This is a genomic window from Pseudoclavibacter sp. RFBJ3, assembly GCF_002931375.1.
Classification (GTDB): Bacteria; Actinomycetota; Actinomycetes; order Actinomycetales; family Microbacteriaceae; genus Pseudoclavibacter.
In genome coordinates this window covers 288,221-302,375 of the sequence record NZ_PSXZ01000015.1, presented here as the reverse complement: position 1 = coordinate 302,375, position 14,155 = coordinate 288,221, and the positions used below count along the sequence as shown (strand labels likewise).

Genomic DNA, 14,155 nt, shown 5'->3' with positions numbered 1-14,155 from the left:
ATGCTGGTCATCGCGCGCGCCGGCGCCGTCTCCCATGTCGGCAAGGTCAGAAGCAACAACCAGGACTCCGGCTTCGTCGGCACCAACCTGTTCGTCGTCGCGGATGGCATGGGCGGGCACGCCGGCGGTGACGTGGCGAGCGCGATCGCGGTCAAGCACTTCGCGGAGAACGACGAGCAGTACTCGAGCACCGATGATGCCGAGCAGGCCATGACGGAGATGCTCCTCGACGCGAACGCCCTCATCGCGGGTGCCGTCGAGGAGCACAGCGAGCTCCGCGGCATGGGAACCACGGTGAGCGCCCTCAGCCTCGTCGGCCAGTCCCTCGTACTCGCGCACATCGGCGACTCGCGGGTGTACCGCTTCCGCGAGGGATCCCTCGTGCAGATGACCGTCGACCACACGTTCGTGCAGCGGCTCGTGGATGCGGGCCGCATCACAGCGGAGGAAGCGCTCACGCACCCAAGGCGCTCGGTGCTCATGCGCGTGCTCGGCGACGTCGAGACCAGGCCCGACGTCGACACCGAGGTCTTCGATATCCAGGAGGGCGACCGCTGGCTGCTCTGCTCGGACGGCCTCTCGAGCTACGTCGACGAGTCGCAGATCGAGCGCACCCTGGCCCGCATGGACGAGTCGAGCCGCGAGATCAGCGATGACCTCGTGCAGCTCGCGCTCGACAACGGCGCACCGGACAACGTGACCGTGGTGATGCTCGAGATCGGCCCCGAGCCGCTCGAGCCGATGAAGACGCGAGTCGTGGGGTCGGCCGCGAACCCCCTGCGCTACTCGGCGAACCTACAGAAGCGCAGCAACCAGATCATCCCGTCCATCCTGCACCCCCTACGGCGGCCAGCTCCTCGCCCGCAGGACGAGGAGTTCGTGCCGTTCAGCGACGAGGCGCTGCAGGAGCTCATCGCGGAGGACAAGCGACGGAAGCGGCTCCGGCAGGTCTCGTGGCTCGCGGCATCCATCGTCTTCCTCGCGGCGGTCGCCGGTGCTGGGCTCCTCGCCTACAACTGGACGCAGCAGCAGTACTACGTCGGTGAGAGCGTCGGCTACGTCGCCGTCTACCAGGGCGTGCAGCAGGGCATCGGCCCGATCACCCTGCACGAGCTCACCGAGACGACCGACATCAAGATCTCGAGCCTGCCTGAATACCAGCAGTCGCAGGTCGACAAGACGATCAGCGCCGGCGACCGCGAGGCCGCCGACGAGATCGTGGAACGGCTCCGAGATGCCATTCCTGAGTAAGCAACGCGAAGAGGCGCCCGTCGTACCAGGCGCCCCGAGGAAGACGGGTCAGGGGCTCCGCAACATGGAGCTCGGCCTGCTGGTCTTCGCGTTCATCATCAACTTCTCCGCGCTGCTGCTCGTGCAGCTCGGCGTGCGCGGCACCTTCGACTTCAACGTCGTCACCCTGTCGGCCATCATCGGCGCGCTGACCCTCGGCGTGAACATCGTGCTGCGCTTCCGCGCGCCGGGCGCCGACCCGTTCATCCTGCCCATCGCGGCGGTGCTCAACGGCCTCGGCATCGCGATGATCTACCGCATCGACCTGAGCAATCCGGAGCTCGAAGGCGTCTTCTGGACTCCCTCGACGCAGCAGATCGTGCTCACGATGCTCGCGGTGGGCGTCGCGATCGCGGTGCTCATCGCGCTTAAGAACCACCGAGTGCTGCAGCGCTACACGTACGTCTTCATGGCCATCGCCATCGTGCTCCTGCTGCTGCCGCTCATCCCGGGCCTCGGGCGCACCGACGTCGCCGCGCGCGTGTGGATCAGCGTCGCGGGCTTCTCGTTCCAGCCCGGTGAGATCGCGAAGATCGCGCTCGCGATCTTCTTCGCGGGCTACCTCGTCACGGCCCGCGACTCGCTCTCCGTCGTCGGCAAGAAGTTCCTGTGGATGCGCTTCCCGCGCATCAGGGACCTGGGGCCGATCCTCGTCGTGTGGGCCGTGTGCATGGGCGTGCTGGTCTTCCAGCGCGACCTGGGAACCTCCCTGCTGTACTTCGGCCTGTTCCTGGTCATGGTCTTCGTCTCGACGGGGCGCCTCTCGTGGGTGCTCATCGGCCTCGGTCTGTTCATCGGCGGTGCGCTCATCGCGGCGAACACGCTGGGCTACGTCGAGTTCCGCGTCCACGCCTGGCTCGACCCGTTCGACGCCGAGATGTACGAGGCGGATGGCGGCAGCTACCAGCTCGTGACGGGACTCTTCGGCCTGGGGGCTGGCGGTCTCATCGGCAAGGGCCTCGGCTCGGGCAGCCCCGGCACGACCCCCCTCGCGTCGAGCGACTTCATCATCGCGGCCATCGGCGAGGAGCTCGGCATGGCCGGCATCTTCGTCGTGCTGCTGCTCTTCGTGATCTTCGTGGCGCGCGGCTTCCGCATCGGCCAGCAGGGGGTCGACGACTTCGGGCGGCTCCTCGCGACGGGCCTCGCGTTCACGATCGCCGTGCAGGTCTTCGTCGTGGCCGGTGGCGTCATGCGCGTCATCCCCCTGACGGGCCTCACGATGCCCTTCATGGCGGCAGGTGGCTCGAGCCTGCTCGCCAACTGGATCATCGTCGCGATCCTTCTCAGACTGAGCGACACCGTGCGTAACGTGCCGACGGAGGCGATCGACGAATGAGCAAGAACATCCGCCTCGTTGGCGTCCTCGTCATGATCATGTTCATGTCGCTGTTCGTGGCGTCGACGAGCATCCAGGTCTTCCAGGCCGAGTCGCTCCGGGACGACCCGCGCAACAGCCGGACCCGTGAAGAGAGCTTCGAGATCCAGCGTGGGCCGATCCTCGTCAACGGGACGCCGATCGCATCTTCGACGCCCGTCGACACTGCCTACAAGTACGAGCGACAGTACGAGAACGGCCCCCTCTACGCCGCCGTGACCGGGTACTACTCGGTCGACGGGGCATCCACGGGCCTCGAGGGCGCCCTGAACCCCGAGCTCTCGGGCAACAGCGACACGCAGTTCTTCCAGGGCCTCGAGCGTCTCTTCACGGGCCAGGATCCTGCTGGCGCATTCGTCGAGACGACGATCGACCCCGTCGCCCAGCAGACGGCGGCGGATGCTCTCGGCGAGTACAAGGGTGCGGCTGTGGCGATCAACCCGGCGACGGGCGCGATCCTGGCCATGTACTCGACGCCGACCTACGACCCGGCGCTGCTGGCGAGCCACGATCAGACGAGCGTGCTCGAGTCGTACAACGCACTCCTGGCCGACCCGAACGATCCGCTCAGCAACCGCGCGATCGGCGGTGACATGAACCCGCCCGGCTCGGTGTTCAAGCTGGTCGTCGCCGCCGCGGCATTGGAGAACGGGCTCGCGACGGCCGAGTCCCCGCTCCCGAACCCGGCGACGCTCACGCTCCCGGGCACCAACGTCTCGGTGAACAACCCGTCCGCCGGCGCGAAGTGCGGAAGCGGCGACACGACGAACCTCCGTATCGCCATCGAGCAGTCGTGCAATGTGCCGTTCGCGCAGCTCGCCATGGACCTCGGCGCCGACAAGGTACGCGCCATGGCCGAGGCGTTCGGCTTCAACCACGAATTCGAGATCCCGATGACGGCGAGCGCGAGCAGCTACCCGACGGCGCTCGACGACGACGCGCAGCTCGCCCTGACGGGCTTCGGCCAGTTCGACGTGCGGGCGACCCCACTCCAGTTCGCGATGATCTCGGCGGCCATCGCCAACGGCGGCGAGGTCATGAACCCGTCGCTTGTCGAGAGCATCCAGACTCCGACGTTCCAGGAGATCCAGGGGCCGGAGATCTCGAGCTATGGCAGGGCCATCAGCGAGGAGACTGCGGCGTCACTCCAGTCGATGATGGAGGGCAGCGTGAACTCGGGCGTTGCCAGTAATGCAAGAATTGACGGGATCAACGTGGCTGGCAAGACAGGGACCGCGGAGAACGGCCAGGGTGAGCCGTACTCGCTGTGGTTCACAGGATTCGCCGAATCGGGCGATACGCAGATCGCGGTCGCGGTAGTGCTCGAAGACGGTGGCGGAATGGGACAGTCTGGGACCGGAAACGGCCTGGCGGCGACGATTGGGCAGCAAGTGATGAAGGCGGTGCTGAGCAGATGAGACCAGCTGCAGGTGTTTCGTTCGGAGACCGATACAAGCTGAGCTCGCGCATTGCCATCGGCGGCATGGGCGAGGTCTGGGAGGCGACCGATCAGGTGATCGGGCGCACCGTTGCCATCAAGATCCTCAAAGACGAGTACATGGGCGACCCTGGCTTCCTCGAGCGCTTCCGCGCTGAGGCGAGGCACGCCGCACTCGTGAACCACGAGGGCATCGCCAACGTGTACGACTACGGCGAGGAGAACGGCTCCGCCTACCTCGTCATGGAGCTCGTGCCGGGCGAGGCGCTGTCGACCGTGCTCGAGCGCGAGCGGGTGCTGCCGCCCGACCAGGTCATGGACATCGTGTCGCAGACGGCGCTCGCCCTGCACGCCGCTCACAAGGCGGGTCTCGTGCACCGCGACATCAAGCCAGGCAACCTGCTCATCACCCCGGACCGTCGCGTGAAGATCACCGACTTCGGCATCGCTCGGATCGCCGACCAGGTGCCGCTCACGGCGACGGGCCAGGTCATGGGCACCGTCCAGTACCTCTCGCCCGAGCAGGCCTCCGGCCACGCCGCGAACCCGTCCACCGACATCTACTCGCTTGGCATCGTCGCCTACGAGGCGCTCGCCGGCAGGCGACCATTCACCGGCGAATCGCAGGTCGCGATCGCCATGGCGCACATCAACGACGAACCCCCGGCGCTTCCCGTGACGGTGCCAGAGCCGGTTCGCAACCTCGTGCTCGCTGCCATCGCGAAGAAGCCGGAAGACCGGCCGGTCTCGGCGGAGGTCTTCGCGCGAGCTGCGCGCGCGCTGCGCGACGGCAACGTCACGCGTGCAGCGCAGGCGGTCCCCGCGGTCCTCGGGCTGACCTCCGCCGACGAGGTCGGTGACGCCACCGCTCCGCTCGATCGCACCGCCATCATGGACGAGGGTGCGCGCACCACCGTGCTCGGCACGGCCGCCGGCACGACCGAGGTCATGAAGGACGACTTCGACACGCTCATCGGCGGACCCCCCGTCGAAGGCGCGGAAGAGGAGTCGACCTCGCTCGTCTCGCCGGCCGACGAAGAGCGCAAGAAGCCGGCTGCCTGGCTGTGGGTGCTCATCGGGGCGATCATCCTGTTCGCTGCGGCCCTCGCCTGGTTCGCGTTCGCGCTGGTGACCAACAACACCGACGCCGATGGGGCGACGACACCGCCGCCCTCGATCACCCAGACCACGCCGGCCGAGACTCCGTCGCAGGAGCCGACCCCAAGCGTGAGCACGCCGACCACCGTCTCGATCGCGCAGGCCGACTTCCTCGGCCTCGACTACGACACGGCGGCGAACCGCATCTCCGAGCTCGGGCTGACGCCGGCGCGAGCCGAGGGCCCTGTCGCGACGAACCAGGAAGACGTCAACACGGTCACGGCGGTGAGCCCCACCGGGACCGTCGACCTCGGTTCCACCGTGACGCTCACGGTCTACGCGAACGTGGAGACGCCGAACACCCCGACGACGGCACCTACCGTCACCGTCAACGCGGCCGGCACGCAGGCCACCATCAGCTGGCCTTCGTTCCAGTGCCCTCCAGGACAGAGCCTCTCCGCGTACAACGTGAACGTGTCCGGCGCCGAATCACCGGGCAGCGTGACGGGAACCTCGGTGAATGTCAACGTCGAAGAGGGTTCGACGATCGTCGAAGCCTCGTACAGCGCCACCTGCGGCTCGGGCAACACGAGTGCCGACTCGCCGACCGGTTCGGCGACCGTCCCCCAGCCGACGCCGACCAGTTCCACTCCCCCGACGAACGGCACGGGAGGCTGATCTCGGAGGCCCGGCGGGCGGCTCCGGAAAGCAACGAATTCGCTCAACTCCATGCATCCACATGGAATGCGCGGTTCACAGCTTCGATGGCACCGATCACTCATTCACGTCGAGATAAGATCGGCAGACTAACGAGGCTTGAGCTTGGCGAACACTGCCAAGGGGAGAGGAGCTTGCTTCCGTGATGCAGGGCGAACGCACGCTCGCTGGCCGATACGACATCGGCCGGCGTATTGGTCGTGGAGGTATGGCTGAGGTCTACCTCGGGACCGACGAGCGTCTTGGCCGCCGTGTCGCCGTCAAGCTCCTCAACACACAGCTCTCCGGCGAGCCCGACTTCCGGTCGCGCTTCCGACAGGAGGCCCAGGCCGCTGCACGGATGACGCACCCGACGATCGTCCGCGTCTTCGACGCGGGTGAGGACACGTTCGTGCGCGCCGATGGGCATGAGCTCGTCGTGCCCTACATCGTCATGGAGTACATCGAGGGACAGCAGCTCCGCGACGTCATGGCCGGTGCCCCGCTCGCCGACACGCAGATCCACGAGTACATGACGGGCATCCTGACGGCGCTCGAGTACTCGCACCGCGCTGGCGTCGTACACCGCGACATCAAGCCGGGCAACATCATGATCACGCCGGAGGACACGGTCAAGGTCATGGACTTCGGCATCGCCAGAGCCATCTCCGACACGGCGGGCACGATCGCCCAGACGACGGCGATCCTCGGCACCGCCTCCTACTTCTCCCCCGAGCAGGCCAAGGGCGAGAACGTCGACGGGCGAAGCGACCTCTACTCCGCGGGCATCGTCCTCTACGAGATGCTCACCGGCAAGGTCCCGTTCCAGGGTGACTCCGCCGTTGCCGTCGCCTACCAGCACGTCACCGAGCGCCCCATCGATGCCAACGAGATCAACCCGAAGGTCTCGAAGGCGATGAACGCGGTCGTCAAGCGCTCCCTCGCGAAGAACCGCGAGGACCGCTACCAGTCGGCTTCGGAGTTCCGTCGCGACCTCGACCTCGCAGCGCAGGGCATCATGCCGGCGTTCGCCACCAAGGTCGAGGACGACGACCGCACCCAGCTCTTCGGGCCGGCCCCTTCTGGCGTGAGCGCCACGGAGTCTGCCTTCAATTCGCTCTCCGAGACCGATGACCGCGCACCACAGGTGCAGCGGCGTCCCCCCGCGATGTGGATCTGGGGCGCCGCGGCGCTCCTCGTGGTCGTCATCGTGGCCGTCAGCATCTGGGTCTCCTCCCTCCCCGACGTCGGCCAGCTGCCCGAAACGAGCGTCGATGTGCCAGACGTCGTGGGCGAGCAATGGGATGCGGCTCGCACAACGCTCGAAGACGCGGGCTTGACGCCCGTGCGCGCGGCGCAGACGAGCGATGAGGTTCCCGAGAACCAGGTCATCAGCACCACCCCGGGCTCAGGACTGAGCGTGTCTCCCGGCCAGGAGATCACCGTCCTGGTCTCCACCGGCCCGTCCGCGGTCACGATGCCCGACATCAACGGCATGACCGTGGAGCAGGCGACTGTCGCTCTCCAGGGGGCGGGCTTGAGCGTCGGCCAGATCACGTCAGAGGACTCTCCGACGGTCACTGCCGGCACGATCGTCCGCAGCGACCCTGCGGGTGGCTCCAGCGTCGCCGCGGGCTCCAGCATCAACCTCGTGACCTCCACGGGCAACGTGGCGCTGCCTGACCTCATCGGTCAGCCCCTCGAGTCCGCCACCGCCACGCTCCGAGAACTCGGACTCCTCGCGGTCGTGAAGCAGGACCCTGGATGCCTCGCGGTCGACGGCGACCCGATCGTGAACATGTCGGTTCCACCAGGACCAGTCGCCCAGCACTCCCAGGTCGAGGTCACCTACTGCACGTCCGTGCCGGCCCCGCCGGAGACGACCGCGCCAGCACCCGAGCCCACCTCGAGCGCAGGGCCCTCCTCCTCAACGGAGAACTAGGGCCGCACGACGACCAGCGGCCACGGTCGCGGCACCCGCGCAACGCGCTCCGGCTCCTTCCGATGACCGGGAGGAGCCGTCGCCGTCAGAAGCGCAGCGCGGCCGCGGAGCCGCCGACTCCGAGGCCGACGGTGACGTCGTTCTGGGGCGTGAGCAGTGCATCCGCCCACGGGAACGCGTAGAAGACCAGGCCGTACAGGACGGCTGCGATCACGACGAGCGTGATCAGGAGCTTGACGGGCCAGGGCCCGGGGAGCACACGCCAGAGCGCGCCGTACATCAGAGACCCCCTTGCGTGGTGACGGACGCGGCGATCGACGCCGGCGGGCCGTCGGCCCGCGGCGTGAAGCTGTCGAACACCGCGTAGCCGATGATTCGCTCTGCCGTCGACCAGAACGGGTTGCAGCTCATGATCATCATGAGCCGGTCGGTGCCAGTCTGCTCCGGGTAGCGAGGCACCGAGCCGAGGACGTCGACCTGTGTGGGGGCGACGTACTCGCCGGAACGGTAGGAGTACGTGTACCAGCCGTCCGCGGTCTCCACGACGAGTTCGTCGCCGAGCTGCAGCTCGTGGATCTTCTGCATCGAAGCCCCGTAGGCAAGACGGTGGCCAGCAATGGCGAAGTTGCCGACCTCACCGGGCATCTGCGAGTCGGGGTAGTGGCCGATGTTGTTGTCGAGAACCTCGTGCTGTTCGATGCCCTGTGCGATGGGACGGGCGTAGTCGGCCCCCCAGGTGGGAACGTAGAGGATCGCGAAGCGCTCGTTCGTGACCGTCGGCGCCGAGGAGATGGGGATGCCGATCGCCGGATCTGTTGTGGTCACGGTCGTCGCTTCTTCACCGCCATCCGCGAGCACCTGGCTGAGTTCCTGCCCGGCCTGGTTCTGCTCATCGCCGACGATGAGGTCGTTGAGCCAGTACTTCCACCCGACGAAGAGCAGGACGACGACCCCGAGGGTCATGAGCACTTCACCCGAGACGCCGATGATGCTGAGCCGCCGCCTCGGCTTCGAGCCGGTGGGCTTCGAGGGGCTCCTGTGCTGCTGGGATGCGGCCCGCTGCTCTCGCAGGCGTCGCTCCGACCTGGTCTCGTAGCCGTCGTCGGCCGCGAGGAGAGACTCGATCGAGGTCGTCCCGTCGTCTCGTCCGGGCCGTTCAGCAGATGGCATAGGAGCAATCATAGATAGGATGGCCCGCATGTCTCGTGAGAAGTCCAGCGACTCCAAGTCCGACGAGCCGGAGAAGAAGACTCCGGCCGGTACGAAGAAGCACCGTTCCTCGGAAGCGTCCGCAGCTGCGGCCGCTCTCGCGGCGACGGAGAAGCAGCGTCGGCAGAAGCGCAGCTCCGGGGTGAGCGACAGCGACGAGCGCAACCCGAACCCGGTCTGGTTCAAGCCGCTCATGTTCGGCTTCCTGCTGCTCGGCTTCCTCTGGATCATCGTGTTCTACCTGACGAGCGGCGCTCTCCCGATTGCCGAGCTCGGCTCGTGGAACATCCTCGTGGGCTTCGGCATCGCGTTCATCGGCTTCATCATGACGACGAACTGGCGATAGCAGACTCCACGAGTTATCCACAGGGCCTCGAATGACAGCTGTGTAATTCATCCCCAGGTGTGCATAACCCTGTGGATAACTTTCACACAACACAGAGAAGCCGCGCATCCGACCGGATGCGCGGCTTCTCTCGTTCTGCGACGGAGACGGGGAGCTAGCCAGCTACCGCCAGCGGCAGTTGGGAGACGCTGACGGTGGCACCCACGACGATGAGGACGCCGAGTGCCGCCACTATCCAGAGCCCCTTCTGCGAGGGCTTCGCCGACTTCGACTCCCACAGGAACAGCCAGGAGCACAGTGCTCCCGTGACCAGCCCGCCGAGGTGCGCCTGCCAGGCGATACCTGGGATCACGAACCCCATGACGACGTTGATGCCGACCAGCACGATGAGTGACATGGTGTTCATCCGCGCCTGACGCATGACGACGAAGTACGCGCCGAAGAGTCCGAAGACGGCACCGGAGGCGCCGAGCACCGTGGTGTTCGGGGCAACCAGGGCGATCGCGAGCGAACCGCCGAGCGCGCTGACGACATAGAGCGCTGCGAACCTCAGGTGCCCGTAGACCTGCTCGAGCACCCGACCGAAGATCCACAGCGTCAGCATGTTGAACGCCAGGTGGAAGACGGTCGAGTGTGCGAACGCCGAGGTCAGCATGCGCCAGGGCTCGAATGCCCCGCTACCCGCGTGAGAGTAGATGCCGTGGTAGACGAGGATGCCCGTCAGCCAGTCCCCCGTCACCTGCTGCAGCAGCCAGAGGACCGCCGAGATGCCGATGATGGCGTAGGTGACGAGCGGACGCTGATCCTGCCCGAGCCGTCGCAACCGCGTTCGAGCCGAGGGCCGCTGGGCGGCCTTGGCTTTCGCGTTCGCCTCCCGGATGCACTCTGGACAGATCACGCCGACCGGCGCGAGTGTCTGGCATTCGGGGCACACGGTGCGCCCGCATCGCTGACAGAGCACGAAGCTCTGTCGGTCTGGGTGCCGGTAGCAGAAGTTCTCACGCTGCTGCGACAGCTCGGGTGATGTCATGCGGGGAGTGGCTCCTGGAGGTTAGAGCTGCTCGACGGTGACGCTCTCGATGACGACGTCCTTGAGCGGCTTGTCACGGCCGTCGGTGGGGACCTTCGCGATCGCGTCGACGACGGTGCGCGACTCATCGTCCGCGACGCGGCCGAAGATCGTGTGCTTTCCCTGGAGCCAGGGAGTTGGGTCCGTCGTGATGAAGAACTGCGAGCCGTTCGTGCCGCGCCCCATCTGCTTGCCGGCGTTCGCCATGGCGAAGATGTAGGGCTCGTTGAAGTTGAGCTCGGGGTGGATCTCGTCGTCGAACGCGAATCCGGGACCGCCGGTGCCGGTGCCCGTGGGGTCACCGCCCTGGATCATGAAGTTGGGGATGATGCGGTGGAAGATCACGCCGTCGTACAGGGGCGTGCTCTTCGTCTGGCCGTCACGAGGGTCGGTCCATTCGAGCTCACCCGTGGCGAGGCCCACGATGGTCTTGACCGTGTTCGGCGCGTGGTTGCCGAAGAGCTCCACCTTGATGGGGCCGTGGTTCGTGTTGATCGTTGCGAGTGCAGTGGCGATTGACATGCTGGTCATCTTTCCATAGCCCCCCGACTTCTCTCCCCCCTGTCCGCCGACAGCGTGCGGTGATTCAGGTTCCGTGTGGCAGAAGCGTGCCAAGATATGCAGTACCTACTTGTCAACGTCCGGAGGTACCAATGGCCCTTTCACGGAAGCAGTCGCGTGAACTCAAGCGTCTCCGCAAGGACGCAACAAACTTGTGGAGCGAGCAGCAGTCTGTCATCGAGCACGCTCGAGGCATCCTGCAGTCAGCAGGCGTGAGCGCGAAGGGCTTGGCTGAGTCCGAGCTCGTGCCAGCGCTGCAGAAGAGCTACGACAACAACGTCCGCCCCAGCTTCGACCGCAGCTACAACGCAGCGCGCGACAAGTACGAAGACGCGAGCGTCCGCTTCAACGGCAAGGTCCTCCCTGTCGTGGCCGGCCTCTCCGGCTCGCTTGCCGGCACGGTCAGCAACCTCGCTTCGAAGAACAACGACTTCAAGGACGCCGCTGGCACCGCGAAGAAGGTCTCGAAGGAGCTCAACTCGCGCGCCAAGAAGGCTTCGAAGGCGTACGACAAGAAGTACAACAGCTCCGGCGTGGGTGTCGGTGGCTGGCTGCTCATCGGCGCTGGCGTCGCCGCCGTCGCCGCCGTCGGCTATGCCCTCTGGCAGACCTTCCGTGCAGACGACGACCTGTGGATCGCCGACGAGGAGCTCGACGCTCCCGTCACGACGGTCTCGCCCGCTTCGGCAGCGAAGTAGTCCGCGCCGCACACGCGCACGACTGGCCCCGCACTCACCTGGTGAGCTGCGGGGCTTCGTCGTAGGCGGCGATGATGACCTGCGCGAGCGCGTCGGCCATCGCTGGCTTGGCGCCTCGCCACCACGCGAGTCTGACCTCGATCGTGGGGGCGTCCCGCAGCGGCCGGTAGGCGATGCCGGGCCGCGGATGCTGCGCCGCCGTGGCCTCGCTTGTCACCCCGTAGACGCCGCCGTCCGCGATGAGGGTGAGCCACTCGTCGAGTGAGCTCGTGGGGATGAAGACCGGGGCGCGTTCCGCCGGCCAGAGTGAGCCGACCGTCGTGCCTGTGCGTGCATCCACCGCCATGGTCCTGCCGGCGAAGTCGTCGAGGAGCAGCGCCCTGCGTCTGGCGAGCGGATCGTCGTTCGCGAGGACGGCGACGCGTCGTTCCTCGCCGAGGCGGACCGTCTCGATTCGGGGATCACGGGGAACCGTGCGGAACACGGCGAGCTCGACCTCGCCGTCGAGGAGCCCCGCCGTCGCCGTGTTGCTCTGCCGGAAGACGAGGTGCGACTCAGGATGCTGTGCTCGCCAGGTGCGCTGCACGGCACCGGTGTGCGCGCCGAGGGTCGACCAGGCATAGCCGACGCGCAACTCCCGGGTCGTCTCGGCGACCTCGTCGCTGATGAGACGCACCTCGAGCAGCACCCGGCGGGCGCGGGTCAGGACACGCTCGCCGAGTGGCGTGAGCGCGACGTGCCGAGTCGACCTGGAGAGCAGCTGGGCTCCGAGCTGCGTCTCGAGGGCGAGGATCGCCCGGGAGACGGCCGCCTGCGAGCAGTGGAGCTCGATCGCCGCATCGGTGAAGGTTCCCGTGTCGACGACCGCAGCGAGGGCGCGTAGGTGGCGAATCTCCAAACTCATGCGTCCAGCGTATAACTCACGCGTGTCGCGCATTTCTGGGCCTGCGCAGGCGGGTTCACCATGGGCGCATGACAGGAACCGGGAGAGCGGCCGCCGCTGCCGCACCACGCAGCGTGGTGACGGGTGCAGCGATGCTGACCGGAAGCGGACTCTCCAACCAGCTCGGCGCGGCACTCGGCGCACTGGCCTTCGGCCCCCTCGGCACGTCGGGCGTCGTGGCCATCCGCCAGCTCGTGTCCGCAGCCATCCTGCTGCCTGTCGCGCGTCCTCGCCTGCGGAGCTTCACGTGGGCGCAATGGTGGCCCGCGCTGTTGCTCGGCGTCGTCTTGGCGACCATGAACCTGTCCTTGTACGGAGCCGTCGACCGCATCGGGCTCGGCCTTGCCGTGACCCTCGAGTTCCTCGGACCCCTCGCCGTGGCCCTCTGCGCATCCCGCACGAAGGCCGATCTCCTGCTCGCGGCCGGCGCCGCCGTCGGCGTCTACGTGCTGCTGCTCCCAGACACGTCGAGCGACATCCTCGGCTACGCCCTCGGGCTGCTCGCGGCGTGCTGCTGGGCGAGCTACATCATGCTCAATCGGATGCTCGGCGGTCGCCTGAGCGGCCTCCAGGCGCCCGCTACGGCAACGCTCGTGTCGAGCCTCCTGACGCTCCCGATCACGGTGCAGCTGATCGCGGAGGGCCGAATGCTCGGCTGGCCGCTATTGCTGGCTGCGCTCTCCGGCGTACTGTGCTCCGTCATCCCGTACTCAATCGACGTCATCGCCCTCCGCTGGGTGACGACGAGGTTCTTCGGGGTGTTCATGAGCATCAACCCGATGTTCGCCGCCATCGCCGGCGTCGTGGTGCTCGGTCAGGTGCCCGCCACCCATGAGTGGGTCGGGATGGCGATGATCGTGGCCGTCAACGCCGTCGCGGTGTCCCGCAGCCTTCGGGGGTCTCGTGTCGCCCACGAGCCCCGTGACGGGGTCGCGCCCTCAAGCGCCTAGCGGGGGGCCCGAGTCGAACGCAGGTGGCCATTGGCCGGACGCTCCTCGTGGAGCCTGAGCCCCACGTCCACGAGCGACACCGTGCGGAGCGCAGCTATCTCGTCGAGGTCGAACCAGCGAGCCTCGTCCGTCGAGCCGCCCCGCTCGTTGCGGAGCTCGCCGCTCACGATGCTGGCCTCGTAGACGACCCGAACCGACTGCATGGGCGTCTTGCCTGGCTCGAGCCGGTCGCGGCCCGCGATGATGTGCGAGTCGATGCCGAGGAGCCGGTCGATGGACGCGTGGTAGCCGGTCTCCTCCCAGATCTCGCGGACGACGCCGTCGATCGGATCCTCACCGGGGTCGGTCCCACCGCCGGGCAGGGTCCAGCCGGAACGACCGCGGTCCCGCCAGTGCGCGAGGAGGATCTGCCCGTCGCGCACGATGACACCGTAGGAAGCGAGTCGTCGATGCACGGAACCCCCAAAGATCTCTGCCGAGGTCTCGAGGTCAGCGGCCTGATGCCTGGGCCGACCCGAACCACGGGCGATCGCTATC

At 67.1% G+C, this 14,155-nt stretch carries 13 protein-coding genes and 1 pseudogene; 8 read left to right on the top strand and 6 right to left on the bottom strand.

Annotation, left to right across the window (positions count from 1 at the left end; all coding sequences use genetic code 11):
- From C5E07_RS15230 to pknB, 5 genes are all read left to right on the top strand, one after another.
- A complete protein-coding gene (locus tag C5E07_RS15230) occupies positions 1 to 1,251 on the top strand; it encodes a Stp1/IreP family PP2C-type Ser/Thr phosphatase (protein WP_181058074.1) in 1,251 nt (416 codons plus the stop codon).
- Positions 1,235 to 2,629 (top strand): FtsW/RodA/SpoVE family cell cycle protein, encoded by a 1,395-nt coding sequence (locus tag C5E07_RS15225; RefSeq protein ID WP_104300368.1) that lies wholly within the window; start codon positions 1,235 to 1,237, stop codon positions 2,627 to 2,629. The genes C5E07_RS15230 and C5E07_RS15225 overlap by 17 nt, the downstream gene beginning before the upstream one ends.
- Positions 2,626 to 4,086 carry a penicillin-binding protein 2 gene (locus tag C5E07_RS15220; protein WP_104244076.1) on the top strand — a complete coding sequence of 487 codons (1,461 nt, stop codon included), beginning with the start codon at positions 2,626 to 2,628 and terminating at the stop codon, positions 4,084 to 4,086. Before C5E07_RS15225 ends, C5E07_RS15220 begins: the two co-directional genes overlap by 4 nt.
- Positions 4,083 to 5,882, top strand: a complete 1,800-nt coding sequence (locus C5E07_RS15215; protein ID WP_104244074.1) for a protein kinase — start codon at positions 4,083 to 4,085, stop codon at positions 5,880 to 5,882. The genes C5E07_RS15220 and C5E07_RS15215 overlap by 4 nt, the downstream gene beginning before the upstream one ends.
- A 184-nt stretch (positions 5,883 to 6,066) precedes the next feature.
- Positions 6,067 to 7,842 carry a Stk1 family PASTA domain-containing Ser/Thr kinase gene (gene pknB / locus C5E07_RS15210; RefSeq protein ID WP_104244186.1) on the top strand — a complete coding sequence of 592 codons (1,776 nt, stop codon included), beginning with the start codon at positions 6,067 to 6,069 and terminating at the stop codon, positions 7,840 to 7,842.
- Between the two features lie 85 nt (positions 7,843 to 7,927).
- Here pknB and C5E07_RS15205 read toward each other — a convergent pair whose 3' ends face one another.
- Positions 7,928 to 8,122, bottom strand: a complete 195-nt coding sequence (locus tag C5E07_RS15205; protein ID WP_104300366.1) for a hypothetical protein — start codon at positions 8,120 to 8,122, stop codon at positions 7,928 to 7,930.
- Complete coding sequence (locus C5E07_RS15200; RefSeq protein ID WP_181058072.1) at positions 8,122 to 9,012, bottom strand: class E sortase; 891 nt, start codon at positions 9,010 to 9,012, stop codon at positions 8,122 to 8,124. The genes C5E07_RS15205 and C5E07_RS15200 overlap by 1 nt, the downstream gene beginning before the upstream one ends.
- A 151-nt stretch (positions 9,013 to 9,163) precedes the next feature.
- On the opposite strand from C5E07_RS15200, the pseudogene C5E07_RS15195 reads away from it, so the two are divergent.
- Positions 9,164 to 9,397 (top strand): annotated as a pseudogene (locus C5E07_RS15195) (cell division protein CrgA); the annotation flags it as partial.
- 154 nt (positions 9,398 to 9,551) lie between these two features.
- Here C5E07_RS15195 and C5E07_RS15190 read toward each other — a convergent pair.
- Positions 9,552 to 10,427, bottom strand: a complete 876-nt coding sequence (locus C5E07_RS15190; protein WP_104300362.1) for a rhomboid family intramembrane serine protease — start codon at positions 10,425 to 10,427, stop codon at positions 9,552 to 9,554.
- Between the two features lie 21 nt (positions 10,428 to 10,448).
- Positions 10,449 to 10,988 carry a peptidylprolyl isomerase gene (locus C5E07_RS15185; protein ID WP_104244184.1) on the bottom strand — a complete coding sequence of 180 codons (540 nt, stop codon included), beginning with the start codon at positions 10,986 to 10,988 and terminating at the stop codon, positions 10,449 to 10,451.
- A 131-nt stretch (positions 10,989 to 11,119) separates the two neighbouring features.
- Between C5E07_RS15185 and C5E07_RS15180 the strand changes: the two genes are divergently transcribed.
- On the top strand, positions 11,120 to 11,725 hold the full coding sequence (locus C5E07_RS15180) for a hypothetical protein (RefSeq protein WP_104341950.1): 606 nt from the start codon (positions 11,120 to 11,122) through the stop codon (positions 11,723 to 11,725).
- Between the two features lie 34 nt (positions 11,726 to 11,759).
- Here the strand turns inward: C5E07_RS15180 and C5E07_RS15175 are convergent, their stop codons facing one another.
- The gene (locus C5E07_RS15175; RefSeq protein WP_104300360.1) at positions 11,760 to 12,629 is read right to left on the bottom strand and encodes a LysR family transcriptional regulator; all 870 of its coding nucleotides are present in this window, start codon (positions 12,627 to 12,629) and stop codon (positions 11,760 to 11,762) included.
- Positions 12,630 to 12,697: 68 nt separating this feature from the next.
- On the opposite strand from C5E07_RS15175, the gene C5E07_RS15170 reads away from it, so the two are divergent.
- On the top strand, positions 12,698 to 13,618 hold the full coding sequence (locus C5E07_RS15170; RefSeq protein WP_104300358.1) for a DMT family transporter: 921 nt from the start codon (positions 12,698 to 12,700) through the stop codon (positions 13,616 to 13,618).
- Here C5E07_RS15170 and C5E07_RS15165 read toward each other — a convergent pair.
- Positions 13,615 to 14,073 (bottom strand): NUDIX hydrolase, encoded by a 459-nt coding sequence (locus C5E07_RS15165; RefSeq protein WP_104244059.1) that lies wholly within the window; start codon positions 14,071 to 14,073, stop codon positions 13,615 to 13,617. The genes C5E07_RS15170 and C5E07_RS15165 overlap by 4 nt on opposite strands.
- Positions 14,074 to 14,155: the final 82 nt, after the last annotated feature.